Source organism: Pseudomonas lactucae (assembly GCF_036688725.1).
GTDB lineage: Bacteria > Pseudomonadota > Gammaproteobacteria > Pseudomonadales > Pseudomonadaceae > Aquipseudomonas > Aquipseudomonas lactucae.
Genome location: NZ_JAQQPT010000002.1, coordinates 96,672 through 123,361, shown reverse-complemented (window position 1 = coordinate 123,361; position 26,690 = coordinate 96,672). Strand labels below are relative to the sequence as shown.

Below are 26,690 nucleotides of genomic sequence, written 5' to 3'. Positions count from 1 at the left end.
TATACTTTTTGTCTGAGAGGCCGATGGAACGAACGGGCAGGGCGGGTTAACTCACCTGCGCCTTAAGGAAGGCGTGCACATTGTTCTGCTTGAAATTGAGCTGCTCGTGCAGTTCGACCATTTCAAACGACAAGGCCAGCAGGCGTTGGGCTTGCAGCTCGGCGAAGTGCGCGGTGATCACCTCGAAGAGTTTTTCGGCGACCTTCTGCCGGGTTGCCAGGTCACGGCCATGACCGACCTTGAGGGTCATGTGCACGAAGGCATAGTCATGCTTGCCGTCGGCCATGCGCCAGGTGTCCAGGCGCACGCCGCGGCTGCGGATGCCGCCCAGCGGGAACACGCCGCTCTCGCCCAGGGTGGCGTGGACTTTTTCGAACAGGCCCGGCAGGTCCGCCTGCTGTTCAAGGTTGTCGGTGTACTCAGCGATGAAGTGGGGCATGGAGCCTCCTGCGTCGGTAGCTTTTAGCGGCAGGTTCAAGCGGCAAGTGAGCGTGATCGGCTTGTAGCTTGCGGCTTGAAGCGTGTAGCTGTTCTTGTTCATACCGGGAAAATGGCGTTGATCTGCCCGGTGCCCGAGCTGCCGAAGGGTTCGGTGATGATCTCGGCGGGCTTGGCGTACTCCTGCCCGCCGAGCAACCCCAACAGCATGGCGGTGTCGTGCATCTTGCCTTCGCCAAAGCAGTGCTCGGCGTAGTCGGGGAGCATGGCGCAGAACTCTTTCCAGCGACCCTGGCGCCACAGCTCCACCACGTGCAGGTCGACCTGTTTGTCGAACTCGCGCGTCCAGTTATGGATATTGGCTTCGGCATTGCGGTCATCGGAGAAGCGGTGCGACAGCGAGCCGGAGGCCAGCACCACGACTTTGCGGTCGCTCTTTTCGATGGCGCGGCGCACGGCGGCGCCGAAGGTGAAGCTGTCTTGCAGACGATGCCAGGCGCACCAGGCGGCAATCGACACCACGTTGAATTTTTGATCGTCCGGCACGCCCATGTGCATGTAGCGCATCGGCACCAGGGTGCCGTATTCCAGCTCCAGGCTCGGAATGTTGTGGGCCAGGGTGCGCACGTCGGCCGCGTTGGCCTCCAGCGCGATCAGCTCGCCCAGCTCCGGGCAGCCCGGGTACTCGTACTCCATGTTCTTGATGAAGTGCGGCAGTTCGTTGCTGGTGTAGATACCCTTGAAGTGCTCGCCGCTGTTGACGTGATAGGCGCTGTTGACCAGCCAGTGCACATCGAACACCACGGCGGTATCGGCGCCCAGTTCGCGGGCACGCCGGCCGATTTCCTTGTGGCCGGCAATCGCCGCCTCACGGCAGCCATGGTGTTTGCCGGGCAGCTCCGACAAATACATCGAGGGGACGTGGCAGATTTTCGCGGCCAGGACGACTTCGCCCATGATGATTCTCCTGAAATTGTTGTTGTCTTAGGGGATTTTGGTGTTGCTCAGACGCCCCAGCGTGGAATGTGATGGCTGCCCATCGAGATGCACACGTTCTTGATCTCGGCGAACACCTCGAAGCTGTATTGGCCGCCTTCACGGCCGGTGCCGGAACCTTTCACCCCGCCGAATGGCTGGCGCAGGTCGCGCACGTTCTGGCTGTTGATGAACACCATGCCGGCTTCGATGCCATAGGCCAGACGATGCGCCTTGCCGATGTCCTGGGTCCAGATGTAGGACGCCAGACCGTATTCGGTATCGTTGGCTAATTGCAGGGCGCAGGCTTCGTCCTTGAATGGAATCAGGCACACCACCGGGCCGAAGATTTCTTCCTGGGCGATGCGCATGTTGTTGTTCACATCGGCAAATACCGTCGGCTGGATGAACTGCCCTTTGCTCAAGTGCGCCGCCAGGTTGGCCGGGCGCTCCAGGCCACCGGCGAGGAGGGTGGCGCCTTCTTCGAGGCCGATCTTGATGTAGCCGGTGACCTTGTCGTAGTGCGCCTGGGTGATCATCGAGCCGACCTGGGTCTTCGGGTCTTGCGGGTCGCCGACGATCAGGCGTTTGGCGCGCGCGGCGAACTCAGCCACGAACTGCGGGTAAACGCTTTCCTGGATAAAGATCCGGCTGCCGGCGGTGCAACGTTCGCCGTTGAGCGAGAAAATCGTGAACAGTGCCGCGTCGAGGGCGCGTTCCAGGTCGGCGTCTTCGAAGATCAGCACCGGCGACTTGCCGCCCAGTTCCATGGAATACTTTTTCAGGCCCGCGGTCTGCATGATCTTCTTGCCGGTGGCGGTGCCGCCGGTGAAGGAAATCGCGCGCACGTCCGGATGGCGCACCAGCGCATCGCCGGCGGTGGCGCCGTAACCCTGGATCACGTTCAACACGCCGTTGGGGATGCCGGCTTCGACGGCCAGGCGCCCCAGTTCGTTGGCGGTCAGCGGTGACAGCTCGGACATCTTCAGCACGGCGGTATTGCCCAGCGCCAGGCACGGCGCGGTCTTCCAGGTGGCCGTCATGAACGGCACGTTCCACGGCGAGACCAGCGCGCACACGCCTACGGGTTGGTACAGGGTGTAGTTGAGCATCTGGTCATCGACCGGGTAACTGTGCCCGTCCATGCGCGTGCAGACTTCGGCAAAAAAATCGAAGTTGTGCGAGGCGCGTGGGATCAACACGTTTTTGGTCTGGTGAATCGGCAGGCCGGTGTCGAGGGTTTCCAGTTCGGCCAGGCGCGGCACGTTCTGTTCGATCAGCTCGCCGAGTTTGCGCATCAGGCGCGCACGTTCCTTGGCGGGTGTGCCGGCCCACTTCGGAAAGGCTTCCTTGGCCGCCGCCACGGCCTGCGCCACCTCTTCTGCGCCGCCGCTGGCGACTTCACCGATGGCTTCGCCGGTGGCCGGGTTGTAGTTGACGAACACGTCTTTGCTTTCGACCTCACGGCCGTTGATCCAATGTTTGATCATGCTGCTCAAGCCTCTGTACGGGCGTTGAAGAACGCCGCTTCGCTGACAATTCGATTGACCAGGCGACCCACGCCTTCGACTTCCACCACCACTTCATCGCCCGGCACCACATCCGCGAGACCTTCGGGTGTGCCGGTGGCGATCATGTCGCCGGGTTGCAGGGTCATGAAGCCGGACAGGTATTCGATCAGGTAGGGGATGTCGAAAATCATGTCCTTTGTGCTGCCTTCCTGGCGCAGTTCACCGTTGATCCAGGTGCGCAGCTTCAGGTTGCTCGGGTCGGGCACATCGGCCACATCGACGATCCACGGGCCGACCGGTGTGGTGGCGTCGCGGTTTTTCACGCGCAGGTTGGGGCGGTAGTAGTTTTCCAGGTAGTCACGAATGGCGTAGTCGTTGCACACCGTGTAGCCGGCCACATAGTCCAGGGCGTGTTCGCGCTTGACGTTGCGCGCCGGCTTGCCGATGACGGCCACCAGTTCGCACTCGTAGTGCATGTAGGCGACGTTATCCGGGCGCCAGGTCACCTGGTTGTGGCCGGTATAGGTGCCGGGGGATTTGATGAAGGCCAGCGGCTCGGTGGGCGGCTTGAACGCCAGTTCGGCGGCGTGGTCGGCGTAGTTCAGGCCCAGGGCGAACATGCTGCCGGTGGCCGGTGGCAGCCACTGCACCTGGTCTTCGGCCAGCAGCCGACCATCGGCCAGGCGCACGGCGTTGTTGTCTTCGACATGGGCGAGGTGGACTTCGCCTTCAAACTGGATGCGGGCGTGTTTCATACAAGCTCCTGTTACTCGGCCACGACGTGGTTGGCGAGGCGGCCCAAACCGCTGATTTCAACTTCAAGGGTGTCGCCCGGCTGCACGTCGACGCGACCTTCCGGGGTGCCGGTGATCAGCACGTCACCGGCGTGCAGGGTCATGAACTCGCTGATTTCGGCGATCAGCAAAGGAATGTTGCGCACCAGGTTGGCGGTGGTGTTCTGCTGGCGAATCTCACCGTTGACGTACAGCGTGATCGCCAGGCCGTGCGGGTCTTTGATCTGCGCGGCGGGGATCAACTCGGGCCCGACCGCACAAAAACCGTCACGGCATTTGGCTTTGACGGCAGGGCGGTAGTAGCTGTCTTCCGGCAGGCTGAATTCATTGACGATGGTGTAGCCGGCCACGTAATCGAGGGCGTCGGCCGCGCTCACGCGGCTGGCGCTCTTGCCCATCACCACACCCAGCGCCGGGCCGGGTTGCAAGCGTTCGCCCTGGCCTGGATGCACCACTGCGGCGCCGTGCTGATTGCGCGTGTTGGGCGTCTTGATAAACAGCACCGGTTTGACCGGCGGCTTTTGATACGGCGGCTGTTCGAATTCGGCGAGGCGCTGTTTGAGCAGCCCCTGGTAGTTCAGTGCGACTGCGAACAGGGTGCCGGTGGCGACGTCATGCAAGGCACGGCTCATGCTTTCTCCTGGCAGAGCCATGGGGCTCCGATTTTTGTTAATGTGTTAACAGTTATAATTAAGATGTTAACTATCGTCAAGCGTGGCAGACTTTCTTCCCGGTGGTTGCGCTGCGCGATTCGGTGCAGGATGAGCACCACGGCAATCACAATAAAAACGAGCAGCGTGCGATGACCGACCGTCAACCGATCCCGAACATCAACATCGGCCAGGTGTACGACCAGCGCTACAGCGACGCGCAGGTGCATTACGACCGGCTGGCCAACCTGGCGGGTTTCTTCGGGCGCAACATGCCGGTGCACCGGCACGACCGGTTCTTCCAGGTGCACTACGTCAAGAGCGGCACGGTGCGCGTGTACCTGGACGACCAGCAGTACGTCGAGTCCGGGCCGATGTTTTTCCTCACGCCGCCCACCGTGCCGCACGCTTTTGTGACCGAGGCCGACAGTGACGGGCACGTGTTGACGGTACGCCAGCAACTGGTCTGGCAATTGATCGAGACCGACCCCAGCCTGGCACCGGCCGGGGCGCAGCTGCCGGCGGCGTGTGTCGCGCTGGCGCATTTGGGGCCGCACAACGCGGGTGAAATACGCCGGCTGGATTTTCTGTTCGACGAATTGAGCGAAGAGGTGGACGCCCAGCGCCCAGGGCATGGCGCTGCCCTGGACAGCTTGACGCGCTTGATCATGGTCAGCCTGTTGCGACTGTGCTCCCATTCGTTGAAAGCCACCCCGGCGCGGCACGAAGACCTGAAGATCTTCCACCGTTTCAACGAGCTGATCGAAGCGCACTACCTGCAGCACTGGCCGTTGTCGCGGTATGCGCAAGGCATCGGCGTGACCGAGGCGCGACTCAACGATGTGTGCCGACGCATCGCCGACCTGCCGTCCAAGCGCCTGATCCTGGAACGCCTGATGCAGGAGGCCAAACGCCTGCTGCTGTTCACCGGAAGCTCCGCCAACGAAATCTGCTATCAGCTCGGGTTCAAGGATCCGGCCTATTTCAGTCGGTTTTTCCAGCGCTACGCACAGCTCACTCCGGGGGAGTATCGCCAGCGGCAATTGGGTTTGCGTTGAGCCAGGCATGGGCCGTTGCGCCTTGGTGTTGTTGATCTTATAGCGATCAGCATGACCAGCGCGGCGCTTGGACAGAATGGCTTTTACGCGGAACCGATTGCACTTTTCACAGGCTTGCGTGCGCCGGGCGGCGACACTAAGCTGCCGACTCGTTCATCCACGTGGTGCCGATATGGCCAACCCCAGACCTTCGCTGACCCTGATCCTGCTGCAAGCCCGTGAAGCCGCGATGGCGTTTTTTCGGCCGGCCCTGAACAAACATGAACTGACCGAACAGCAATGGCGGGTGATTCGCATCCTGCGCCAGCAGGGCGAGCTGGAAAGCCATCAACTTGCCCAGCAGGCGTGCATCCTCAAGCCGAGCATGACCGGTGTGCTCAGTCGTCTGGAGCGCGATGGCCTGGTGCGTCGGCAGAAGTCCAGCCAGGACCAGCGACGCGTGTTCGTCGGCCTCACCGAGCGCGGCCAGCAGTGCTTCGTGTCGATGAGTGAAGGCATGGAAAGCAACTACCGCAAGATCGAAGAGCAGTTTGGCGCGGAAAAAATGGAGCAGCTGCTGAGCCTGCTCAACGAGCTGAAGAATATAAAGCCTTGATGCGTAAAACTCATTAACAGGTGAACGTATTTGCCCGCTGGCGGCATGCAGGCGCTCCTTGCGCTATCCGTTTTCGGCACAACTGCATGACCGGTCCTGAGTCCGGAATGGAACTTGCCTTGTAGATGACCCGTAAGCCTTGCAACTCAAAAAGGTCGGGTCCATGAACAACAATAATGAGCGGGTGACTGCGGTTTCCAAGCAGGTTCGGTCGACGTCATCCCTGCAGCATTTTTTCACGAGCGATATCGATGAGCACGCCCGGAACATGCAGGGCTGGCAGGTTCGCTACGATCAGCTCTCGCCGGGCGCCTTTGAAGGCGAGCTGATCGCGTTCCGTTCGGACTGGATGCAACTGGCTCGCGACCGCTCTAATCAAGCCATGATCAAAAGCGGAACGGCCTGGGACGGCGCAATCACCTTCAGTTTGCCGTTGAGTGCGCACGGCCCGGTGTACTGCGCCGGGCATCCGATTCACGAGCCCAGCCTGTTGGTTGCCCACGGGCACAACCTGCCCGAGCTGCACACGCCCCAGCACCTGGATCTGCTCAGTGTGGCAATCGACGAGCACGTGCTGGAACATGTGCTGGAGCGCCAGGGCAGCGCTTTTCGAATTACCGATCTTCCCAAGTGTTACCGCTTGGGCGACTCGCCTGTGCAACATGCACTCGCGGCATTGTTCGAGGCGCTGGCGGGCTGCGACCAGGGGCGTGATGCGCTGCTCGGGCACGACTCGATCCGCCGCGGCATACGCGACACGGTGATGGTGCACGTGCTGGAACTGATTGCGCCGGATCAAGCGCCGCCCCTCAACCCCACCGCGCGTAAAAGGATGGTCGACCGCGCGCGCGAATATGCGCTGAGCCACCTCGACGAACCGTTGTCGATCCTCGACCTGTGCAACCACATCGGCGCCAGCCGGCGCAAACTCCAGTACTGTTTCCAGGAAACCCTGGGCATCAACCCAGTGGCGTATTTGCGCGCATTGCGCCTCAATGCGGTGCGCCGCGAACTGCGTACGAGCACGCAGTCCCAGGGCGTACAGGAAGTGGCGGCACGCTGGGGGTTCTGGCATCTGAGCCGGTTCTCGGGCGATTACCGCACCATGTTTGGCGAAAGCCCTTCGCAGACCCTGCGACGTGCGCAACTCTGCTGAAAACGGATAACCCGCTCGCGGCGCTGATTACTAGGATGGCCCACACCACTTGATGGGAGGGCATTCGATGATCAACAACAATAATGCAAACGCCGCACGCATGACGCTGTTCACCCTGGGGCTGCTCGGTTGCTGCGCCGGCGCCCAGGCCACCGAGAATGGCTCGCCGACCACGGCGGTCGGGGTGTATGACTTCGGCGCCGGGATGATGCCACCGGCCACGCCTTTCGGCACTCTGGGGCTGCGAACCGGGTTCTACTCAGCCAATGTGCAGAAGGACCGCAGCGGGCGCTCGGTCGACAACCATTTTTCACTGGATGTGTTGTCCATCGCTGCCGCCTATATGCACATGACGGATCACACCGTACTGGGTGCCAACTACGGCTACGGGGTGGTGGTGCCGTTTTTCAAGATGGACGCTTCCATCAAGGTCCAGACCCCGGTCGGGCCCTTGCACTTGGAAGCCGATCCATTTCGACTGGCCGACGTGCAATTTTTGCCGCTGATCCTGCAATGGAATCTGTCGCCGAACCTGTTCATCAACACCCAGTTGCAAATCCAGGCACCCACCGGCGACTACGACAAAAATCGCCTGGTGTCGCCGGGGCTCAATCACTGGACATTCTCGCCGATCGTCAACGCCACTTACATCACCGACAGTGGCTTCGAGGTGTCCTCCAGCTTTGAAGTCGACGTCAACACCCGCAACCCTGCAACCGACTACAAAAACGGCGTCGAGTACCGCCACGAATTTGCCGTGGGCCAGCATGTAGGGCCGTGGACCCTGGGCCTGGGCGGTTACTACTACCGCCAGTTCAGCGATGACGACGCGCCGGGGCTGCAGTCGGGCAATCGCGCACGGGTATTGGCCGTCGGGCCGGCGGTGAGTTACTTCAAGCCCGGCCTGCCCCCCATCTGGCTGCATGCCTACAAGGAAACCGACGCCCGCAACCGGGCCGAGGGTTACACCGTGGCGCTGCGTATCTCTCAAAGTTTTTAAGGGGCCGGACATGAACCCATCACGTTCTGATAGCGCGTTACCCCGTCAAGCCACCGGCCGCCGTGAAGGGCTGGTGCTGATGCTGGGCAGCAGCCTGACCATCATGGGCGCGGCGATGGTCGCGCCGATCCTGCCCAAGCTGGGCGCGGCGTTTGGCCCGCTGGAGCCGCGTGCCGACCTGCTGGTGCCCTTGGCGGTGACCGGGCCGGCGCTGGCGATTGCGCTGTGCGCACCCCTGGCCGGCTGGTTGGCCGACCGGGTAGGGCGCAAGGCGCTGCTGGTGATCGCCACCGTGTTGTATGCCGTGCTCGGGGCGTTGCCGGCCGTGCTCGATAACTTGCAGAGCATCGTGGGCGTGCGCCTGTTGTTCGGTTGCGCCGAAGCCGCAGTGATGACCTGTTGCGCCACCTTGATCGCCGACTATTGGCACGGCGAAGAACGCATGCGCTACATCAATCGACAGGTGGTGACCATCGGCCTCGTGGGCTCGCTGTTCTTTGTCGTAGGCGGGGCATTGGGCGAACACTCCTGGCGCCTGCCGTTCCTGCTGTACCTGCTGCCCTTGTTGCTGGTGCCTGTGATGATCAAGGTGCTGTGGGAACCCGAGGGCGTCCGGCAGCCGATCGATGCGCCTGAAGAGGGCCGGGTAGCGATCCTGCCCGTGGTGATCGGTTACCTGCTGATTCTCAGCGGCATGGTCCTGAGTTTTGTGGTGCCGATCCAGGCCCCGATTCTGCTGGTTGGCCTGGGCGTGACGTCGAGCACGATGATCGGGCTGTCGGCCGGTCTGAGCCTGCTGGCGACCCTGGGCGGGTCGCTGGCCTGGCCGCTGCTGCGCCGCCGCATCGGTATCGCCGGTTGCAATGCGTTGCTGCTGACCTTGCTGGGGCTGGGGCTGGGGCTGCTGATGCGCGCGCAAAGTTACAACGCGGTATTGCTGGCGACGCTGATTCACGGCCTGGGCGCCGGGCTGCTGGTGCCCAACGCGATGGCGCCGGTGATGAATGCCCTGAGCGCCAGGACCCGTGGGCGTGGCCTGGGCGGGTTCACCTCGTGCCTGTATTTCGGCCAGTTCGTCAGTCCGTTGGTGGTGGCACTGCTCAGTGCCCGCTCTGGCGACCTGCGCCTCTCCATTGAGTGGCTGGCGTTCGCCAGTGTGATCTCGGCCCTGGTCTGGGCGCTGGCCGGCCTGCAAGCACGGCGCAAGGCAGTCACCCGAACGCTCGGCTCAAGTCATTTGTAATCAAGAGGGCATGCACATGGACATCCACAACCTGCTGGACACCGAGGACGCCACCGGCTTGGCCGAGTGGCTGCGGCGCGGCGAGATACAACCCGGCGAGCTGCTGGAGGCGGTCATCGATCGCATCGAGCTGGTCGAGCCGCAGCTCAACGCTGTGGCCGAGCGCCTGTACGATTCGGCCCGTGAGGCCGCACGCACGGCGCGGCCCGGTGACGGGGTGTTTGCCGGGGTGCCGACCTTGATCAAGGACCTGTTCTCGCCGGTCAACGGCGCGGCGATGAGCAACGGTTCCCAGGCGTTGGGAGGCGCGCGCGCCGACTTCGACGCAGAACTGGTGACGCGTTTGCGCCGTGCCGGTTGCGTGATCGTCGGCACCAGCACCTCGCCTGAATTCGGTACCTCGTACTCCACCGAGTCCAACCGCTTCGGCGCCACCCGCAACCCCTGGAACACCAGCCACAGCGCGGGCGGTTCCAGCGGCGGCGCGGCGGCCCTGGTGGCGGCGCGCGTCGTGCCGTTTGCGCATGGCAACGATGGCGGCGGTTCGTTGCGTGTGCCGGCGTCCTGCTGTGGGGTGTTCGGCCTCAAGCCAAGTCGCGGGTTATTGCCGTCGGGCCCGATGATTGGCGAAGGCTGGGCGGGGATGGGCACGCCCCATGCCATCACCTTGTCGGTACGCGACAGCGCCGCGTTGCTGGATGCGACGGCGGGCATCGACCTGGGCGCACCGTACGCCGCGCCCATGCAGGCACAGCCCTATGTCTCGGCGCTGCAACGTGATCCACGGCCACTGCGGATTGCACTGGTGGAACACCTCGAGCCGTGGTCGACGTCCAGTGAAGCGGTCGAGTCCGTGCGCGCGGCGGCCAGGCTGTGCGAGTCCCTGGGCCACCGTGTCGAGCTGGTGAAGCTGCCGGTGGCGCTGCCGGAGTTTCTCGATCAGGTGTTTACCATCATTGGCGCCAGCACCCGTCATTACCTCGACGTACTGGGGCAGATGCGCGGCTTTGCGGTGCAGCCCGAAGAGCTTGAAACCCGCACCCGGATCATCCTGCGCGGCAAGGGCGAGGTCAGCGGGGCTCAGTACGCCGGCGCGGTGGAATGGATCCATGCCTTGGGCCGTCAACTGGCGGTGTTCATGCAGGACTATGACCTGATCCTCACACCCACCCTGGCCCGTGAACCCGTACTGATCGGCGAGCTGGACCTGCAGGACGACCGCTTGAGCCTGGATGAGTTGATCGAGCGCTTCCACAGCTACTCGCCGTTCACCGCGCTGTTCAATGCCAGCGGGCAACCGGCGATGTCGGTACCGTTGCACTGGAGCGCGGCCGGCCTGCCGATGGGGGCGCATTTTGCTGCGCGCTTTGGCGAGGAAAGTACCTTGTTCGCGCTTGCGGCACAGTTGGAGCGGGCGCAGCCGTGGCGGGGGCGGGTACCGCCGATCAATGCCTGTGGCGCGCGCTAACCGGCCGATTGGGTTGGCAGCCCTTGCTCGGCTGACGCCAGGTGGCATCTGACCTGCTCAGTGCCACTGGAGCGGCTGGCCGGCAGTAACGCTTGAGGTCGTTCACAGCCAACCGTCGCCTGCGGGCAGCGATCACGGAAAAAGCAGCCTTTGGGCAAGTTGCGATTGCCGGGCAACTCGGTCGGTGCCGAGACATGCGCATCGTCCACGGGGGCTCCCAGACGGGGAACGGCTTCGAGCAACAAGCGCGTATAGGGATGGCGCGGATGCTCCAGCACCTGCGCCGCAGAACCCAACTCCACTACCTGTCCCAAGTACATGACGGCCACCCGGTCCGCCATGTGGCGCACCACCGACACGTTGTGGGAAATGAGGATATAGGTCAGCTGCCGAGCGCGTTGCAATTCACTCAACAGGTTGAGGATTTGCGCCTGCACCGAAATGTCCAGCGCAGAGGTCGGCTCGTCCAGGACGATGATGTCCGGGTTCGACGACAGCGCCCGCGCGATGGCGATGCGTTGGCGTTGCCCGCCGGAAAACTGGTGAGGGTAGCGGTCGAGATACTCGGCCCTGATGCCGACTTGCGCGGCGACTTTGGCGGCGATGTCGTGCATATCGCGGCGCGGAGCGCTGCGCTGGACGTAGAGCGGTTCGGTGATGATTTTCCAGATCGGCAGGCGCGGGTCCAGCGAGGACTGCGGGTCCTGGAAGACGATCTGCACGTGGCTGCTGCGCTCGCTGTCGATGTTGTACACCCAATCGAGCCGGCCTGACGTGGGTTTGATCAAGCCCATCAACAGTTGCGCCAGGGTGCTCTTGCCGCAGCCTGACTCGCCGACGATGCCCAGGGTTTCACCGGCCTGCACCTGCAGGTCAATGCCATTGAGCGCGTGTGCCACGGCTTTGGGTCTTCCCAACCAGTCAGTGCCCATCGGGTAGTGCACCCGGACGTCCTGCAAGCCCAGGATGGGCGGGCGGGTGGCGAGCGTGGCGATGTCATTCATGAGTGCAACTCCAGGGATGAGGGGGAGGGCGGCTCGACCAACCAGCACGCGCTTTGGTGGCCGGTTGCGGCATCGACGGTCTGCATCGGCGGGCGCTCGGCACAGCGCGCCATGGCATGGGCGCAGCGGTCGCGAAACGTGCAGCCTTCGGGCAAGGCGGCCAGGTTGGGCACCTGGCCGGGGATGGTCATCAGGTCCTGGCCCGGCTCGACCTGTTCCGGCAAGCCGCAGAGCAACCCCTTCGTGTAGGGATGACGGGGGTCAGCCATCACCTGGGCGGTAATGCCTTGCTCGACCACCGCGCCGGTGTACATCACGTACACCCGGTCGCAAAACTGCGAGACCAGAGCCATGTCATGGGTAATCAGCAGGATCGCCGTGCCCCGTTGGCGAGCCTTTTCGCGCAGCAGCAGCAAGACCTGGCGCTGCACGGTGACATCCAGCGCGGTGGTCGGCTCGTCGGCGATCAACAGTTGCGGATCACAGGAAAATGCCAAGGCGATCATGACCCGCTGACGCATGCCGCCGGACAGTTCGAACGGATAGCTGTGCATGACCTGTTCGGGGTCGGCGATGTGCATGTCCCGCAGCAGGGCAATGGCTTTGGCGCGGGCCTCGGACGTGCTCAGCTTCTGGTGATGGATGATCACGTCGAGCATCTGCCGGCCAATCCGCCGGGTCGGGTTGAGCGCCGTCATGGGCTCTTGAAAAATCATCGCGACGTCTTTGCCACGCACCTTGAGCAGGTCTTTTTCCGCGGCGCCCAGCATGTCTCGTCCCAGAATGCGCAGCGCCCCGCTTTTGACCGCGTAGGCGCGTTCCGGCAGCAAGCGCATGCTCAGCATGGCGGTCACCGATTTTCCCGAGCCCGACTCACCGATCACGCCGACAATTTCGCCGGCCTTGACCTCCAGGGAGACACCGTTGAGCGCTTTTACGGTACTGCGGTATGCCGGGAATTCAATCCGCAGGTTGTCGATGGACAGCACGGGTTCGCGTGAGTGGGCAGTGACCTGTGGCTGGATAGGCATGCTCATTTCCCCTGCTGGCGTGGGTCGAGCAGGTCGCGTACGCCGTCGCCCAATAAGTTGAACCCGGTCGCGGTGATCAAGATTGCGACCCCTGGAAAGGTGGAGTACCACCACTGGTCAAGAATATAGTTGCGTCCGGTGGCGACCATGGCGCCCCATTCGGCGGTCGGTTGCTGCGCACCCAGGCCGATGAAGCCCAAGGCGGAGGCCATCAGGATCGCGCTGCCGATATCCAGGCTCAGTTGCACCAGCAGAGGCGGCATGGCGTTACGGGCGACGTGCCAGCTCACCATGTGCCAGCGCCCCGCGCCGAAGGTTTCGGCGGCTTTCACGTAGCCCATCTGCCGAATGCTCAGGGCCTGGCCGCGCGCCAGGCGCACATAGAACGGCACTCGTACCAGGGTAATCGCCAGCATCGCATTGAACAGGCTGGGGCCCAACGCGGCGGCCAGCGCCATGATCAGCACCAGCGACGGCACCGACAGCATGATGTCCATGACGCGCATCACCAGGCCGTCGAAGCGTCCGCCAATGATCCCGGACATACAGCCGAGCAGGCCACCGGCCAGGCACGAGGTGAACGCCACGAACAGGCCGACGCCCACCGATTGCTGGCTGCCGTACAGCACCCGGCTGAACAGGTCACGCCCGACTTCATCGGTGCCGAACCAATGCTGCGCCGAAGGCGCCGCCAGCCGCTGTGCCAGGTTCAAGGCGTTGGGGTCATGGGGCGCGAGCCACGGTGCGAACAGCATCACCAGCAGCACCGCGAGGGTGATCAGCAGCCCGGCCATGGTCAGCGGGCTGCGCCGTAGCTGGTGGGCCAGGTACGCGAGCTTGTCCTGCCAGCGGTTCATTTTTGGCAAGGGCGCAACGGCCGGTGCAATAAGGGAATCGGACATTGTCAGTTGACCTCGCCAATGCGCGGGTCGATCACGCGATACAGCAGATCGATCGTCATGTTGAGCAGTACGTAGATGAACGACACCAGGATGGCGAAGCCCATGACTGCGGGGAAATCCAGCGATTGAATCGATTTGACCACGTAGGCGCCCATGCCCGGCCAGGCGAACACGGTTTCAGTCAGCACCGCGCCATACAGCAGGTCGCCGAGGGTCAAGCCCAGCACCGTGATGGAAGGGATCAGTGCATTGGGCAGCGCATGGCGAAGAATCACGGTCCACTTCGATAACCCATAGGCGCGTGCCGTGCGTATGTAGTCTTCGCCGAGCTGATCCAGCATCGCCGAACGGATCTGCCGCGCGATGACGCCCAGGTTGACGAAGCCCAGTGTGATTGCGGGCAGGATCAGATGCTTGAGCGCGTTGCCAAACAGCGCCATGTCGCCGGCAATCACTGAATCGATCAGGTAGAAACCCGTATAGGTTGGCGGTGGGGTCAAGCCTTCATCGAGTCGTCCGCTGCCGGGCAGCCAGTTCAGATGGCCGTAGAACACCACGATCAACCCCAGCCCCAGCCAGAAGGCGGGGGTGGAAATGCCGGTTACCGCCAGTGTCCTGGCGATCTGGTCGATAAGGCGATTGTGGTAGACCGCCGACAATACACCGAGGGGCACGCCCACCAGGATCGATAATGTCAGCGCGGCGAAGGCCAGCTCCAGGGTCGCCGGGAAGAACGCTTGCAAGTCTTCAAGCACCGGGCGGCTGGTTCGGATCGAGGTGCCCAGGTCGCCATGAAACAGGTCGAGCATGTAGCGCCCGTATTGCTGGTACAGCGGCAGATCCAGGCCCAATTGATGCCGAATATGCTCGACAATCGCATCCGTGGCGCGGTCACCCGCGATCAGGCGCGCCGGATCGCCGGGGATCAGATGGGAAATCGAAAAGGTGATCAGCGAAACCCCGAACACCACCAGGAGGAGGCCGCCGAGACGTTTTCGCACTGTATTCAAGAAGGCCATAGGGCACCTCGGTCACTCTACAAAGGGGCAGGGCAAGGCGGCTCGCGGGCATGGCGTTGCAGCGGGCCCGCGTGCGCGGCACCGCTGCTGCTGGCCGAAGTGCCTTACTTGGTGATCGTGCCGATGTTGAAGACTTGCTCAAGCATCGGGTTGAACACGTACCCCTTGATCTTGTCGCTCATCGGCAAGGTGTAGGCTTTCTGATAGAGATAGGCGTAGACGCTGTCATTGAGCACGATTTTCTGCGCCTGTTGATACAGCTCGACACGCTTGGCCTGGTCGTTGGTGATGGCCGATTCACGAATCAGTTTGTCGACTGCCGGGTTGTCGTACAGGGAACGGTTACCCGCCAGGCCCTTGAGCTTGGAGTCGAAAAAGAAATTCATGAACATGTAGGGGTCGGCAAAGTCCGGGCTCCATGAGCCGATGGCGACGTCGAAATCCCCCGTGCCCAAGCGTTCGCGCATGCTGGCGTTGGCCAGTTTTTCCATCTTCAGGTTGACGCCGATCGATTGCAGGCCGGCTTGCAGGGTCAAGCCGATGGGTTCCCAGTTCGGGTCTTTATCGGAATACATGAAGGTCAGGTTGCTCACTTTTGGCGAGACCTTGGCCATGTCGGCCTTGGCTTTGCTCAGGTCCTGCTTGAGCGCCGGCAGCGTTTCGTCATACGCCCACATGCCTTGGGGAATCGGGCCGTTCAACGGCTTTGCCTTGCCGCCCAGGATGCCTTGGATAATGCCGTTGTAGTCCACCGACTCGATGATTGCACGACGCGCATCCGCGTTGTTCAGCGGCGCTTTCTGCGTGTTGAGGTAGAGCATTGTCACCCGCAGCGACGGGTAGTCACCGATCACAATCCCGGGTTTTTTCGCCAGGGCCTGGAGTTGGTCCTCAGGCATGTCTTCGATGATGTCCAGGTCGCCATGTTCCAGTTGCAGGCGGCGTACCGAGGCCTCGCCGATGATCTTGACGACCACTTTGTTCAGGGTCGGCTTGGGGCCGGCGTAGTAACTGTTCTGTTCCATGGTCAAGGCCTGGCCTTTCTGCCAGTTGACCAGTTTGAACGCCCCAGAGCCGGCCGTATGCGTCGACAGATAGGTCTCGGCCCCTTCAGGCTTCTTGGCTACGGCCGGGTTTACGATGGCGGCGCCGTTGTGCGCCAGCGTCGACAGAAACGGGGCATAGGGCGCTTTGAGGCTAAAGCGCACCGTCATCGGGTCGACCGTCGTGACGTCCATATCCTCGGGGAAAGCGCCCGAAGGTCCTTGTTTGAGTTTCATCACGCGATCAAAGGAAAACTTGACCGCCTCGGCATTCACCTCGGTGCCATCATCGAACTTGTTGCCGGGCTTGAGCTTGAATTCCCAGGTGAGGTTGTCCGGCGAGGTCGACCAACTGGCGGCGAGCTCACCGTGCACTTCGGTGCTGCCCTTACCGTCCTCGACCTTGTACGTCACCAGGCGCTGATAAGCCGGGTAGGTAATGGCCCAATCGTTATTGTCGATGGTCACCGCCGGGTCGAGCGTTTGAGGATCGGACGGTTTGCCGATCATCAAGGTGTCCTGGGGTACGGCTGCACTGGCCGCTTGAAATGAGCCGAGGCCCATGGCGGTGAAGAAAACAGCCATCGCCAGATGACGAGGTTCAACGATTGATTTCATGCCGGTTCCTTTATCGTTCGATGTATGGAATTTTTCAGGTTTTTTATTGGTGCTATACCGGGCAGTAAATGGGCTGCATCAGGGCATCCCAGTGTTGCTGTTGTTCTACGCCGGGATTTATAGAGGCCCCGGTCGGGTGTCACGGTCATTGGATCAAGGGGCGGGGGCGATTGACGGGTCGTCAATCAGTGGGTACTCCTGCGCATCGGGTAACTCGTAATGCCACCACTCGCTGTCTATGTAGGTGAAGCCTGACGCGAGCATGATGCCTAACAGAATCAGGCGGTTCTGCTGCACCTGGGGGGGGAGATCAACGTGGAACTGGTGCGACTTTTCGCGCATGTCGTCAAACGCCGTGCCCATGTCCAATGCCTTGCCGTTCGCGTCGATCAGCGTGAGATCGACAGCCACGCCGCGACTGTGATGCGAGCCCAGGGCAGGGTCGCGAACGTATTCGGAGTCGGGCAGTGCGGCCCACAACAGGTATTGAGCGTACGGCGGCCGGTAGGCGTCGAGAATGCGCAAGCTCAAGCCCGCTTGGTGGGCCAGTTGGCAGGCCTTGCGCAAGCAGGCGTGCGCATCGGGGTGCAACAGGCAGCGTGAGTCCTGATAGATCTGTTTGCCGGCGAGGTTGTCGGCCCTGGCGTACACCAGATCGATCTCGATTTTCAACGCCTGGGCATCGATTTCGATGAGGGGGGTGTTAGTCACATCAAGGCTCCAGTACAGACGTTGAATGGCGCGCCGCTGCGCATTAATCAAATTGACCGAACAGTTGTTGCAGCTCACGGTTTTTGGCCAGGCGTTCATCCAGGTTGTCGCCCAATTGCTCCGCCACCGCGGAAACGATCAGGTTGAGCAGGCAGGAAAGCGGCGCCAGTGAATCCCAGAACTGCCCCACATCCGAGTCCAGTTGGAGCAGGTCATGCGGGTAATCACGCGCCCAGGGGCACTGAAAGTCGGTAATGAATGCCAGCGGCAGGTGCTGTTGGTGGGCGACATCGCAGAAGGTTCGCGCCACGGCCGAATACATACGAAAATCCGCGATGACCGCATAGGGATTTTCGAATTGAGAATTCAAGGACTCCGCATAGGTGCCGGACAGACCGTCCACGTAATAGACCTTGGGCCTGATGTACTCCAGGTGGCTGAAGAAGGCATTCAGAATGCCGCGCGTTGATTGGATGCCGACGATAAACACCGCATCGGCGGCGCACAGCCGGTCGACGATCCGCGAGAACGTGGCCCCACGCGCCAGCCCATACACGCGCTGGATGGCTTCGACTTCACGTTTCATTGATCGCTCAAGCGTATCGCCATGGACCTTTTCCTCACGAAACGCCCCCAGCCTGTCAGTGATGACCCAGGCGCTGTCGTCATCGTCACGCAGGCTTTTTTTCACATCGTCAATGTTGCGATAACCCAGCGAGCGCAAGAATCGGCCGACCGATATGCCGGTTGTATCCGTCTGCTGCGCAATGCTGTCCGCGGTCTCGAATGGTAGTTTCTGCGGGTTGGCCAGCAGGTAGCCGGCAATCCGTTTACCGGTCGGCGTGAGGTCGGCGAACCGGCTGTCCAGCATGTCAAGGAAGCCTGTTTTTTCCATGTGAAATCCGCAGCGGCAGCAAAAAGTCCGGCCAAAAATGTTATCGAAAGATCATTTAAGGCGTCTGTGTTATCAATATAACACGGCGAAATTTCGCTGTCCTCAGGTTTTTCAACGACTTTGCGCGGGCGGTGAACAGCGTAACCATTCTAGGCATCGACATTGGCAAGAACAGCGTTCACTTGCACGGCCAAGACGCACAAGGCCATCAGGTACTGCGCAAGAAGCTCAATCGTAGCCAATTGCTGCCATTGCTTGCCCAAATACCGCCCTGCAAAGTCGCCATGGAGTCCTGTGGCGGATCACAATTTGCCTCGCTCAACCGAGCGTGTTCAAACACACCACTTTGGGTTGCGTCATTTCCTCGTAGGCGAAGCGCACGCCCTCACGGCCCAGGCTGCCGTATTTGGAACCGCCGAATGGCATCGCATCGAAGCGATAGTCCGAAGAGTCATTGATCATCACGCCTGCGGCTTCGATCCTGCGTGCGGCGCTCAAAGCCGTCGCCAAGTCGCGGGTGAAGATCCCGGCGTGCAGGCTGTAGTCGGGCTCGTTGGCCAGCGCGATGGCCTCATCGAACGACTCAAACGGCTGCAACACCACCACCGGCGCGAATACCTCATTGCGCCAGAGCGGGCTGGCGTGATCGACGTTTTCCAGCACCGTGGCGGTGTAGCAGGCGCCCTGGCGCTGATGCCCGCAAAGCAACGTGGCGCCCCGTGCCAGTGCGTCGGCTACCACACGCTCGGCATTCTGTGCCGCTTGCTGGGTGATCATCGGGCCGATATCGGTCGTGGCGAGCATCGGGTTCCCGACCGTCAGCGCCTCGGTCTGGCTGACGAATCGCGCACGGAACGCCGCATAAATCGAGGCATGCACCAATAGCCGCTGAGTGCCGATGCAGTTTTGCCCCGCCGCCCAGAACGCGCCCGATACGCAGCTCGCCACAGTGGCCTCAAGGTCGCAGTCCGCCATGACGATCACCGGCGCATTGCCGCCCAGGTCCATCGCCAGTTTCTTCAAGCCCGCGGTGCGGGCAATCTGCTCACCGGTGACAAACCCGCCGGTAAAGGAAATCATGCGTACTTCCCGCGCCGCCACCAGGGCCTTGCCCAGCTCGGCACCGCCGGTGGCAACCGTGACCACCGATTCGGGCAATCCGGCCTCGACCAGGTACGCCACCAGTTTTATCGCCGACAACGGCGCCAGTTCGGACGGTTTGAGAATCACCGCGTTGCCGCCGGCAATCGCCGGGCCGAGCTTATGGGCCACGAGGTTCAAAGGGTCGTTGTAGGGCGTGATCGCGACGATCAAACCGAGAGGCTCGCGGGAGAACCAGCCCTGGCGCGACTCCGAGCCTTCATACGCATCGAATGGAATCACTTCTCCAGCATTGCGCTTAGCTTCTTCGGCCGACAACTTGAGGGTGTTGATACACCGCTTGACCTCCTTTTCGGCCTGCTTGAGGGTCTTGCCGGCTTCGTCGACGATCAGCCGGGCGAACGCGCGGGCGTCGCGCTCGACGTGCAAGGCCGTCCGTTCGAGGATCTGCGCCCTGCGGTAACGTGGCAACGCAGCGCAAGCGCGGACGCCGTCGCGTGCCTGTTCCAGCAGGTGCGGAACCTGCGACGCACACACATCCGCGACGGTGCCGACCGGCGTACTGTCAAAAGGGTTGAAGACTTGGATCTGCGGTGCCACGACACTGCGGGCCAGGTGCGAGACGTTCATTGGTTTGCTTCCCGGTGCTGTGCGGCGGATTGATGGAGGCTGATGATGTCCGACAGCAGCGCGAAGGCTGTTTCCGTGCGTCCGGCGCCGGGCCCCGAAACCGTCACTGTGCCGATCAGGCCGGTGGTGAACGACACCGCATTGGTGGCGCCGCCGATGCTGGCCAACGGATGATCGTTGCTCAACAGGCGCGGCTCGACGCTGGCGCTGACCGAGCCATCGGCCTGGCGCGTGGCGGCGCCGATCAGTTTCCAGCGGGCATTGTTCTGGCGAGCCTGGTCGATGTCGCCGCGGGTGAGGGCGCTGATACCCTTGCAGCGCACATCGCTGACATTGATTCTTGCATCGAGCAGTTCGTTGGCCAGGATCACCACCTTGAGCCGTACGTCATGACCTTCGACATCCGCCGTCGGATCGGCTTCGGCATACCCCAGCGCCTGCGCCTGCTTGACCGCCTCGGCAAAACCCAGGCCGCTCTCCATGCGGGTGAGGACGAAGTTGGATGTGCCGTTGAGAATGCCCTCGAAACCGCTGATGGTGCTGCCGGCCAGCAACTGCCTGGCCAGGCGTATGACCGGTGTGCCACTCATCACCGCACCTTCGTATTCGAAGCCCACGTGGTTGCGCTGGGCCAGGGCTTTCAAGGCTGCGCCGTGCAGGGCGATCGGCCCTTTGTTGGTGGTGACGACGTGCTTGCCGTTTTCCAGCGCCCAGCGACAGAACGAGGTCGCCGGCTCACCGTCCACCGGGTTGGTGAACGTGGCTTCGGCAATCATGTCGGCGCCGGAGTCTTTGATCACGGCTTCATTGAGGGCTGCCGCGTCGCCCCCCGGCAGTTGCGCCAGAGCGCCTTTGGTCATGGGCAGAGTCGCCAATAAGGCGGCATCCAGCCCTTGGCGATCGATCACCGAGCCGAGGAACAGGTCGGTGACGCCGACGATTTTCAGGCTAAAACCCAGTTCGGTTTTCCAGCGCTCATTGCGCTCGGCGATCAGTTGCGCCAAGGCCCGGTTGACACCGCCGAAGCCGACCAGCGCCAGTTTGTATTCAGTCATTTTTATTGCCCCTGATCTGGGTGAGGAGTGGTTGGGCTCTAGATTAGGCGGCCAATCAGGGCAGTGAAATATGCCTATTTGCTCTATTTTATGGGCATTTTGACCAAGGGCCGGCGTGCCCGCCCGGCATAAAAAAAGCCAGCGAAGGCTGGCTCTTTTAGCGGCGGCGAAGGGCTCAGACGACGGACGTCAAGACGAAAGACGTCACCGTGTTTTCAACGCCTGCCAGCGCCGAAATCTGACTCCACACCTGATGCACCCGCTGCGGGTTCGTTGCGCCGACACGCAGCATCAGGTCGAACTCACCGCTCATGACGTCGCACTGGATGACTTCGGGGATTGCACGCAGCGCCTGCAATACATCCTCTCCGCGCATACGGTCATAGCGATAGACGAAAATCACCGCATTGATCTGCGCGGCGGCTTGTCCTCCGTCGCCCGTCAGGACGGTATAGCCCAGTATGGCGCCGTCACGTTCCAAGCGTTCGATGCGCTGGCGCACGGCGTTGCGCGACAGGTTGACCTTGGCCGCCAGCTCCGCGTGGGCGGCGCGGGCGTTGAGCCGCAGCTCGGCGATGATGCGTTCATCGAGAGGGTCCAGAATGCGCTTCATTGAGCCTCCAGTGACCGCGCCCTCACAGCGCGTCGAGCTGTTGAAGGAGCGGGGCAATATCGTCGGGCCTGATCCGCTTATGCGGCGGTCCGCCGGGCGCGGTGTCCCGGCAAGCCTGGCGCGGCACACTGATCCCCAACGTGTCGAGCAGCGCCGCCGATTTGACCGGCGAGATTTCCCCCAGCGTGACCATCGGCGCCACCAGGCTGCGACGGTACAGGCGGGCGGCAAGCACGCCGGTGGCGGTGTGAGGATCGACGATGTAGCCGGTGTCACGGTACAACTCGGTCATCTCATTCAGGGTTTCAGCATCGCTGACCGCGTAGGAGTCAATGATCATCCGCGCCTGCAACCAGCATTCATTGGCGATGCTCATCTCGCCGCTGGCCTCCAGCCCGGCCATCAACGCGCTCACCGCCCCGGCGTCGTGTTCGTAAACCTCCCAGAGAAAACGCTCCAGATTGGAGAACGTCGACAGGTCCATGGCCGGTGACAAGGTGGTGTTGGCGCGCAGCCTGGAATAATGGTTCTTCAGGAACAGCTGGTGCAGGGCGTCGTTGGTATTGGTGGCCACGATCAGCTGGGTGATGGGCAAGCCCATCTTCTGTGCGATGTAACCGGCATAGACTTCAGCGAAACTCGCCGCCGGCACACTGAAACCGATCGGCCGCTGGCCGCCGCCCAGTTGCAGGACCGCGTGGAAATACACCACCAATTGGGCCAGCACGTTGACCCAGTTGCTGGAGTTGAAGCTGATCGCCGCGTACGGTGCGCACGGCCATTGTTTGAACAGCCCGCTCACAATGCTCTGGCACTCGTCGAAGCTACCGTCGACAGCGAACAGATGCATATTGGGCTGCGCCACCGCCAACAGCGCCTGCAACTGATGCGGGGGCACGCCGCGCTCGGGATAGAGCACCACCACGTGGGCCTCGGCACAGTCTTTGAACGCTTCAATGGCCGCCAGGCCGGTGTCGCCGTTGGTGGCGCCGAGCACTACCGCGCGTCGACGCCGCTGGTGCAGAAAGTGCTGCACGAACTGCGCCTGCAACTGCGCGGCGAAATCCTTCGAGGAGCGGGTAGGGCCGTGGAACAGTTCCAGCACCCATTCGTTGCGGTCGACCTGATGCAAAGGCGCTACGGCACGGTGCTGGAACCGGCTGCTGGCGGCTTTGAGCAGGCGCTTGAGGTCTGTTTCGGCAATCGTCGCCCCCACGAACGGCCGGATGATCCGATAAGCCAGTTCGTCGTAGGGCAAGGTTGACCAGTTAGCGATGTCATGGGGCGCGAACAACGGCAGATCGAGAGGGACGAACAACCCGCCGTCGTCGGCGATGCCGGACAACACGACCTTTTCGAAGTCGGCCTGCACGGCCGCATTTCGGGTACTTATGTAGCGCATGGTTCGGCTCCGGCCGGTTATTTGTAACGGTGTGCCTGCTCGACCAGCCAGGTGGAAAACATCACGGCGTCGGGATGCTCGTCGGCGCCAGAACCGCGTACCAGGTAAAACGACTCGCTGGCCTCTATGCGCTGGTCGAATGGTTCAACCAGGCATCCGTCCTGGAGCATTTCGTCGACCATAGAGGAGCGGGCCAGTGCAATGCCTTGCCCCAGTTGCGCCATGCGCAACGTCGAGATCAACGTATCGAACTGCAGGCCGCGTGATGAGTCGACCGCGTCGGCGCCGACCATCTTCAACCAGTATCCCCAGCCCTCCTCGTAACCCAGCACATGCAGCAGCGTGTGCTGGGCGATGTCGTTTGCCGTGTTCAGGGGGGCGTGCGCCATCAGGGTCGGCGAACAGACCGGAAACAACGTGTCCCAGGTCAGGCGCTGGGACACCAGGCCGGGCCATTGGCCGTGGCCCCAGCGAATCTCCATATCGTCTTCGCCATCCAGCTCCTTGACCCAGATATTGCTGATGTAGCGGATATCGACGTGCGGGTGCCGCTGACGGAAGTCCACCAGCTTGGGTGCCAGCCAGTGCACGAAAAAAGCCAGGCTGCCGCGCACCTTGATCGGCCGGCGTTTGTGTTGGCCAAAAATCTCGCTGGTGCCCACCGCCAGTCGTGTGATCGCGTCCTGCACCACCGGCAGATAGGCCTGGCCCTCTTCGGTCAAGCCCAGGCCCCGGGGCAGGCGTTTGAACAGGGCCACCCCCAGATGGCTTTCCAGTTGGCGGATCTGTTGACTGACCGCGCCTTGGGTCAGACACAGTTCGTCAGCGGCGTGGGTGAAGTTCAGGCAGCGAGCGGACACCTCGAAGGCTCGCAGCCAGTTCAAGGGGGGGAGCGGCTTTTGCTTCATGGTCTGGACCTCATTGACGCTGCACTGAGCACGCTGACCCACGCCGTCGAACGTACCTAGAACGCATCGGACGGTTGTACCGTGGACGTGAGCGACAAGCGTCGTTCGCGGCTGTTGCGGGTAATGTAATACACGAAGTAGCACCATGCGATGAAGGGGATGCCGAAGTACAACGCTACCCGCTGTTCCGGATCGAAAGCGATCCCCACACAGGCCAGGCTGCAGCACGCCAGTGCGCCCAGCGGCACCCACGGGTAACCCCGAACCCTGAACTTGAGCTCGCGCACATCGCCGCCGTTGGCCACATAGTGCCGGCGGAAGGCAATTTGGCTGGCGGCGATGCTCATCCACACCACCACCACCGCCAGCCCGGAAATCGATACCAGCGCCAGGTACACGGTGTCGGCGGCGAATACGCTGCTGAGCAGGGATGCGCCGCCGCCGATCATGCTCAAGATAATCGCGTTCAACGGGGTGCCCATGCGGGTCAGTTGCGAGAACTGCTTGGGCAGGTGGCCCTGGTCGCTCAAGGTCCAGAGCATCCGTGAGGCGGCGTAGAGCCCGGAGTTGGCCGCCGACAACAGCGCGGTAATGATCACAAAGTTCATGATGTCGGCAGAGTAGGGGATGCCGATGTAGGTGAACACCGTCACAAAGGGGCTCTCCACCAAACCGGCCTGTTCGCGGGGCAGCAGGGTGGCCAGGACAAAAATGGTGCCGACAAAAAAGATCGCCAGGCGCAGCACGGTGGTGCGAATGGCCCGTGGCACATTGCGTTGAGGGTCTTTGGTTTCGCCCGCGGCGATGCCGATCAGCTCGGTGCCCGAGAACGCGAACGACACGGCCAGCAAGGTCATCGCAATCGACATGAAACCGGTGGGGAACAAGCCTTCTCGAGTAAAGTTGGCCAAGCCGATGCTGTGCGCCTGGTCGATATTCAACAGCCCGAGAATAGCCCCGCCGCCGATGACCAGAAACACCACCACCGTCACGACTTTGATGAGCGACAACCAGAATTCGGTCTCGGCGAACAGACGCACCGAGACCACGTTGGTAAGGAACACCGTGCCGGCGAACAGCGCACTCCAGATCCATACCGGCGTGTCCGGAAACCAGCGGGTCATCAGGATCCCGGCTGCGGTGAATTCCGAGCCAATGGCCACGGTCCATGTCAGCCAGTACAGCCAGGCCACGGTGTAGCCGGTGCCCGGGCCGAGAAAGCGGGTTGCGTAGGTGCTGAACGAACCGGTTTCAGGCATCTGCACTGCCAGCTCACCCAGGCACATCATGACCATGTAGACCATCAGTGCGCCGATAATGTAGGCGATGACTGCACCTAAAGGGCCTGCCTGGTTGACGGTGTAGCCGGACGTCAGAAACAAACCGGTGCCGATTACGCCGCCCAAGGCCAGCATGACAATATGGCGCGTCTGCATTTCCTGTTTGAAACCGGCGCGTGCGTTGAGTTTTTGTTCTTTTATGGACATGGTTGTTCTCATGAAAGTTGTTAGGGCAGGTCGCAACCTCGCCACTACGTTTTATTATTATTCCTCTTCATGAAACGCCCCGCAGACGGCCCTGTCGTGGGGTTTGAAACTTCAGGTCAGGCCGGCTCGCGGCTTTTTTCCTCGCGCAGGCAGCGCACAAACGCGAACGCCTGTTTCAGGTCGTCGAGCAAGTCGTCGGTGTCCTCGATGCCCACCGAGACGCGCACCAGCCCTTCGGAAATACCCAGCGCCTGGCGTTCTTCCAGTGTGTTTTCCACATGGCTGGTGGTGCGGGCCGGGCCGTAGATGGTTTCGACCGCACCGAGGTTGCCGGCGCAGTGAGCAAATCGCAGGCGCGGCAGCAGCACCTTGACCGTGTCCATACCGCCAGTCAGCACGAAACTGACAATGGCGCCAAAACCGCCCATTTGCGCGCAGGCCACCGCGTGGTTCGGGTGACTGGGAAGACCGGGGTAATTGACGGACGCGACCAAGGGTTCAGTGCACAGGAACTCCGCCAGGGCATGGGCGCTGCGTTGCTGTTGGCGCATGCGCAGCACCAGGGTCTTCATGCCGCGGATGATCATGTAGGCCGAGAACGGATCGAGCGTGGCGCCATTGATTTCGCGGTAGTGCCGAACCTGGGTCATCAGCGCTTCGGTGCCGCAGACCAGGCCGCCCAATACGTCACCATGGCCACTGAGGAATTTGGTCGCGCTGTGGATGACCACATCCACCCCCAGTGCCAGCGGGTTCTGATTCAGCGGTGTAGCGAACGTGTTGTCAGCCACCACCAGGGCGCCGACACGCTTGGCCGCTGCCACCAGGCGCTGGATATCAAGGATTTTCAGGGTCGGGTTGGTCGGCGTTTCCAAGTACAGCAGCCGGCAGCCGTTGGCGATTTCGCGTTCGATCGCCTCGTGGTCGAAGGTCTCGCACAAGGTGACCTCCACGCCCATGCGCGGCAGGAACTCCTCGAAAATCTTGTTGGTGCCGCCATAGCTGTCCTTGGTAGACACCACGCGGTCGCCCTGGGCCAGGAAGGTGTAGAGCACACTGCTGATGGCCGCCATGCCGCTGCTGAACGCAACCGCGGCTTCGGCCATTTCCAACTCACCGATCTTGGCTTCGAGGGTTTCGACCGTCGGGTTGCTCATCCGGCTATAGATGAAGCCCGGGGATTTCCCCAGCGCCACGTCGTACCAGACGTCGATGTCGTCGTAACCGTAGGCGGCGCTGACCACGATAGGCGTCTGCGTCGCGTTGTAGGGGTGCCTGACTTGCTCTCCGCCCCAGACCGCCCGGGTCCCGGCGCCTGCATTTTCAAGTCCAGCGCTGTGAGGTTTATCGTTCATTGAGGCTACTCGCACTGATGGAGTGAAT

25 protein-coding genes and 1 pseudogene are annotated in these 26,690 nt (G+C 62.0%); 7 read left to right on the top strand and 19 right to left on the bottom strand.

All coding sequences use genetic code 11. The features are described 5' to 3' along the window. Positions 1–46 precede the first annotated feature (46 nt). The 5 genes from V6M90_RS02330 to V6M90_RS02310 all read right to left on the bottom strand — a co-directional run bounded on the left by V6M90_RS02330 (position 47) and on the right by V6M90_RS02310 (position 4,350). Positions 47–439 (bottom strand): 5-carboxymethyl-2-hydroxymuconate Delta-isomerase, encoded by a 393-nt coding sequence (locus V6M90_RS02330; RefSeq protein WP_003173219.1) that lies wholly within the window; start codon positions 437–439, stop codon positions 47–49. Positions 440–537: 98 nt separating this feature from the next. After that, positions 538–1,395 (bottom strand): 3,4-dihydroxyphenylacetate 2,3-dioxygenase, encoded by an 858-nt coding sequence (gene hpaD, locus V6M90_RS02325; protein ID WP_003173220.1) that lies wholly within the window; start codon positions 1,393–1,395, stop codon positions 538–540. Positions 1,396–1,442: 47 nt separating this feature from the next. After that, positions 1,443–2,903, bottom strand: a complete 1,461-nt coding sequence (gene hpaE, locus V6M90_RS02320; RefSeq protein WP_003173221.1) for a 5-carboxymethyl-2-hydroxymuconate semialdehyde dehydrogenase — start codon at positions 2,901–2,903, stop codon at positions 1,443–1,445. A 5-nt stretch (positions 2,904–2,908) separates the two neighbouring features. After that, positions 2,909–3,679, bottom strand: coding sequence for a fumarylacetoacetate hydrolase family protein (locus V6M90_RS02315; protein ID WP_003173222.1), 771 nt, complete (start codon positions 3,677–3,679; stop codon positions 2,909–2,911). 11 nt (positions 3,680–3,690) lie between these two features. Beyond that, positions 3,691–4,350: a fumarylacetoacetate hydrolase family protein gene (locus V6M90_RS02310; protein WP_003173223.1), complete on the bottom strand. Its 660-nt coding sequence runs from the start codon at positions 4,348–4,350 to the stop codon at positions 3,691–3,693. Between the two features lie 170 nt (positions 4,351–4,520). On the opposite strand from V6M90_RS02310, the gene hpaA reads away from it, so the two are divergent. The 6 genes from hpaA to V6M90_RS02280 all read left to right on the top strand — a co-directional run bounded on the left by hpaA (position 4,521) and on the right by V6M90_RS02280 (position 10,888). Then, positions 4,521–5,426, top strand: a complete 906-nt coding sequence (gene hpaA, locus V6M90_RS02305; protein WP_003173224.1) for a 4-hydroxyphenylacetate catabolism regulatory protein HpaA — start codon at positions 4,521–4,523, stop codon at positions 5,424–5,426. Between the two features lie 172 nt (positions 5,427–5,598). Then, positions 5,599–6,021, top strand: a complete 423-nt coding sequence (gene hpaR / locus V6M90_RS02300) for a homoprotocatechuate degradation operon regulator HpaR (RefSeq protein ID WP_003173226.1) — start codon at positions 5,599–5,601, stop codon at positions 6,019–6,021. Between the two features lie 163 nt (positions 6,022–6,184). Beyond that, complete coding sequence (locus V6M90_RS02295; RefSeq protein ID WP_042945679.1) at positions 6,185–7,177, top strand: helix-turn-helix domain-containing protein; 993 nt, start codon at positions 6,185–6,187, stop codon at positions 7,175–7,177. A 67-nt stretch (positions 7,178–7,244) separates the two neighbouring features. Continuing rightward, positions 7,245–8,177 (top strand): SphA family protein, encoded by a 933-nt coding sequence (locus V6M90_RS02290; protein ID WP_003173228.1) that lies wholly within the window; start codon positions 7,245–7,247, stop codon positions 8,175–8,177. A gap of 10 nt (positions 8,178–8,187) precedes the next feature. Further along, on the top strand, positions 8,188–9,420 hold the full coding sequence (locus V6M90_RS02285) for an MFS transporter (RefSeq protein WP_332846013.1): 1,233 nt from the start codon (positions 8,188–8,190) through the stop codon (positions 9,418–9,420). A 16-nt stretch (positions 9,421–9,436) separates the two neighbouring features. Then, the gene (locus tag V6M90_RS02280; RefSeq protein WP_332846012.1) at positions 9,437–10,888 is read left to right on the top strand and encodes an amidase; all 1,452 of its coding nucleotides are present in this window, start codon (positions 9,437–9,439) and stop codon (positions 10,886–10,888) included. Here V6M90_RS02280 and V6M90_RS02275 read toward each other — a convergent pair. The 7 genes from V6M90_RS02275 to V6M90_RS02245 form a co-directional block, all read right to left on the bottom strand. Then, entirely contained in the window at positions 10,885–11,892 is a 1,008-nt protein-coding gene (locus tag V6M90_RS02275) for an oligopeptide/dipeptide ABC transporter ATP-binding protein (RefSeq protein WP_332846011.1), read from the bottom strand. The two genes, V6M90_RS02280 and V6M90_RS02275, sit on opposite strands and share 4 nt — an antisense overlap. Further along, positions 11,889–12,923 carry an ABC transporter ATP-binding protein gene (locus V6M90_RS02270; RefSeq protein ID WP_332846010.1) on the bottom strand — a complete coding sequence of 345 codons (1,035 nt, stop codon included), beginning with the start codon at positions 12,921–12,923 and terminating at the stop codon, positions 11,889–11,891. The genes V6M90_RS02275 and V6M90_RS02270 overlap by 4 nt, the downstream gene beginning before the upstream one ends. Before the next feature lie 2 nt (positions 12,924–12,925). Continuing rightward, positions 12,926–13,780 carry a D,D-dipeptide ABC transporter permease gene (gene ddpC, locus V6M90_RS02265; RefSeq protein ID WP_370694849.1) on the bottom strand — a complete coding sequence of 285 codons (855 nt, stop codon included), beginning with the start codon at positions 13,778–13,780 and terminating at the stop codon, positions 12,926–12,928. A 47-nt stretch (positions 13,781–13,827) separates the two neighbouring features. Then, on the bottom strand, positions 13,828–14,844 hold the full coding sequence (locus tag V6M90_RS02260; protein ID WP_141064169.1) for an ABC transporter permease: 1,017 nt from the start codon (positions 14,842–14,844) through the stop codon (positions 13,828–13,830). Between the two features lie 104 nt (positions 14,845–14,948). Next, positions 14,949–16,505, bottom strand: coding sequence for an ABC transporter substrate-binding protein (locus tag V6M90_RS02255; protein ID WP_332846009.1), 1,557 nt, complete (start codon positions 16,503–16,505; stop codon positions 14,949–14,951). A gap of 153 nt (positions 16,506–16,658) precedes the next feature. Beyond that, positions 16,659–17,216 carry a D-alanyl-D-alanine dipeptidase gene (gene ddpX, locus V6M90_RS02250; RefSeq protein WP_141064170.1) on the bottom strand — a complete coding sequence of 186 codons (558 nt, stop codon included), beginning with the start codon at positions 17,214–17,216 and terminating at the stop codon, positions 16,659–16,661. A gap of 43 nt (positions 17,217–17,259) precedes the next feature. Continuing rightward, positions 17,260–18,111 carry a MurR/RpiR family transcriptional regulator gene (locus V6M90_RS02245; protein ID WP_003173237.1) on the bottom strand — a complete coding sequence of 284 codons (852 nt, stop codon included), beginning with the start codon at positions 18,109–18,111 and terminating at the stop codon, positions 17,260–17,262. A gap of 131 nt (positions 18,112–18,242) precedes the next feature. Between V6M90_RS02245 and V6M90_RS02240 the strand changes: the two are divergent. Continuing rightward, positions 18,243–18,422, top strand: a pseudogene (locus tag V6M90_RS02240) (IS110 family transposase); the annotation flags it as partial. A gap of 7 nt (positions 18,423–18,429) precedes the next feature. Here the strand turns inward: V6M90_RS02240 and V6M90_RS02235 are convergent. The 7 genes from V6M90_RS02235 to V6M90_RS02205 all read right to left on the bottom strand — a co-directional run bounded on the left by V6M90_RS02235 (position 18,430) and on the right by V6M90_RS02205 (position 26,662). Beyond that, complete coding sequence (locus V6M90_RS02235) at positions 18,430–19,842, bottom strand: aldehyde dehydrogenase family protein (protein WP_332846008.1); 1,413 nt, start codon at positions 19,840–19,842, stop codon at positions 18,430–18,432. Continuing rightward, on the bottom strand, positions 19,839–20,897 hold the full coding sequence (locus V6M90_RS02230; protein ID WP_003173252.1) for a homoserine dehydrogenase: 1,059 nt from the start codon (positions 20,895–20,897) through the stop codon (positions 19,839–19,841). The genes V6M90_RS02235 and V6M90_RS02230 overlap by 4 nt, the downstream gene beginning before the upstream one ends. 175 nt (positions 20,898–21,072) lie before the next feature. Then, positions 21,073–21,510 carry an Lrp/AsnC family transcriptional regulator gene (locus V6M90_RS02225; protein ID WP_003173253.1) on the bottom strand — a complete coding sequence of 146 codons (438 nt, stop codon included), beginning with the start codon at positions 21,508–21,510 and terminating at the stop codon, positions 21,073–21,075. Between the two features lie 22 nt (positions 21,511–21,532). Further along, positions 21,533–22,912, bottom strand: a complete 1,380-nt coding sequence (gene thrC, locus V6M90_RS02220) for a threonine synthase (protein ID WP_332846007.1) — start codon at positions 22,910–22,912, stop codon at positions 21,533–21,535. A 17-nt stretch (positions 22,913–22,929) separates the two neighbouring features. Continuing rightward, positions 22,930–23,820 (bottom strand): LysR substrate-binding domain-containing protein, encoded by an 891-nt coding sequence (locus V6M90_RS02215; RefSeq protein WP_003173255.1) that lies wholly within the window; start codon positions 23,818–23,820, stop codon positions 22,930–22,932. Positions 23,821–23,876: 56 nt separating this feature from the next. Continuing rightward, positions 23,877–25,307: an amino acid permease gene (locus V6M90_RS02210; protein WP_003173256.1), complete on the bottom strand. Its 1,431-nt coding sequence runs from the start codon at positions 25,305–25,307 to the stop codon at positions 23,877–23,879. A 116-nt stretch (positions 25,308–25,423) separates the two neighbouring features. Then, positions 25,424–26,662, bottom strand: coding sequence for a cystathionine gamma-synthase family protein (locus tag V6M90_RS02205; protein ID WP_003173257.1), 1,239 nt, complete (start codon positions 26,660–26,662; stop codon positions 25,424–25,426). Positions 26,663–26,690: the final 28 nt, after the last annotated feature.

What these genes read in the sequence shown, in the direction of transcription:
- V6M90_RS02330 (WP_003173219.1), bottom strand. Translation starts at nt 439, where the DNA reads ATGCCCCACTTCATCGCTGAGTACACCGACAACCTTGAACAGCAGGCG.
- hpaD (WP_003173220.1), bottom strand. Translation starts at nt 1,395, where the DNA reads ATGGGCGAAGTCGTCCTGGCCGCGAAAATCTGCCACGTCCCCTCGATG.
- hpaE (WP_003173221.1), bottom strand. Translation starts at nt 2,903, where the DNA reads ATGATCAAACATTGGATCAACGGCCGTGAGGTCGAAAGCAAAGACGTG.
- V6M90_RS02315 (WP_003173222.1), bottom strand. Translation starts at nt 3,679, where the DNA reads ATGAAACACGCCCGCATCCAGTTTGAAGGCGAAGTCCACCTCGCCCAT.
- V6M90_RS02310 (WP_003173223.1), bottom strand. Translation starts at nt 4,350, where the DNA reads ATGAGCCGTGCCTTGCATGACGTCGCCACCGGCACCCTGTTCGCAGTC.
- hpaA (WP_003173224.1), top strand. Translation starts at nt 4,521, where the DNA reads ATGACCGACCGTCAACCGATCCCGAACATCAACATCGGCCAGGTGTAC.
- hpaR (WP_003173226.1), top strand. Translation starts at nt 5,599, where the DNA reads ATGGCCAACCCCAGACCTTCGCTGACCCTGATCCTGCTGCAAGCCCGT.
- V6M90_RS02295 (WP_042945679.1), top strand. Translation starts at nt 6,185, where the DNA reads ATGAACAACAATAATGAGCGGGTGACTGCGGTTTCCAAGCAGGTTCGG.
- V6M90_RS02290 (WP_003173228.1), top strand. Translation starts at nt 7,245, where the DNA reads ATGATCAACAACAATAATGCAAACGCCGCACGCATGACGCTGTTCACC.
- V6M90_RS02285 (WP_332846013.1), top strand. Translation starts at nt 8,188, where the DNA reads ATGAACCCATCACGTTCTGATAGCGCGTTACCCCGTCAAGCCACCGGC.
- V6M90_RS02280 (WP_332846012.1), top strand. Translation starts at nt 9,437, where the DNA reads ATGGACATCCACAACCTGCTGGACACCGAGGACGCCACCGGCTTGGCC.
- V6M90_RS02275 (WP_332846011.1), bottom strand. Translation starts at nt 11,892, where the DNA reads ATGAATGACATCGCCACGCTCGCCACCCGCCCGCCCATCCTGGGCTTG.
- V6M90_RS02270 (WP_332846010.1), bottom strand. Translation starts at nt 12,923, where the DNA reads ATGCCTATCCAGCCACAGGTCACTGCCCACTCACGCGAACCCGTGCTG.
- ddpC (WP_370694849.1), bottom strand. Translation starts at nt 13,780, where the DNA reads ATGAACCGCTGGCAGGACAAGCTCGCGTACCTGGCCCACCAGCTACGG.
- V6M90_RS02260 (WP_141064169.1), bottom strand. Translation starts at nt 14,844, where the DNA reads ATGGCCTTCTTGAATACAGTGCGAAAACGTCTCGGCGGCCTCCTCCTG.
- V6M90_RS02255 (WP_332846009.1), bottom strand. Translation starts at nt 16,505, where the DNA reads ATGAAATCAATCGTTGAACCTCGTCATCTGGCGATGGCTGTTTTCTTC.
- V6M90_RS02245 (WP_003173237.1), bottom strand. Translation starts at nt 18,111, where the DNA reads ATGGAAAAAACAGGCTTCCTTGACATGCTGGACAGCCGGTTCGCCGAC.
- V6M90_RS02235 (WP_332846008.1), bottom strand. Translation starts at nt 19,842, where the DNA reads ATGAACGTCTCGCACCTGGCCCGCAGTGTCGTGGCACCGCAGATCCAA.
- V6M90_RS02230 (WP_003173252.1), bottom strand. Translation starts at nt 20,897, where the DNA reads ATGACTGAATACAAACTGGCGCTGGTCGGCTTCGGCGGTGTCAACCGG.
- V6M90_RS02225 (WP_003173253.1), bottom strand. Translation starts at nt 21,510, where the DNA reads ATGAAGCGCATTCTGGACCCTCTCGATGAACGCATCATCGCCGAGCTG.
- thrC (WP_332846007.1), bottom strand. Translation starts at nt 22,912, where the DNA reads ATGCGCTACATAAGTACCCGAAATGCGGCCGTGCAGGCCGACTTCGAA.
- V6M90_RS02215 (WP_003173255.1), bottom strand. Translation starts at nt 23,820, where the DNA reads ATGAAGCAAAAGCCGCTCCCCCCCTTGAACTGGCTGCGAGCCTTCGAG.
- V6M90_RS02210 (WP_003173256.1), bottom strand. Translation starts at nt 25,307, where the DNA reads ATGTCCATAAAAGAACAAAAACTCAACGCACGCGCCGGTTTCAAACAG.
- V6M90_RS02205 (WP_003173257.1), bottom strand. Translation starts at nt 26,662, where the DNA reads ATGAACGATAAACCTCACAGCGCTGGACTTGAAAATGCAGGCGCCGGG.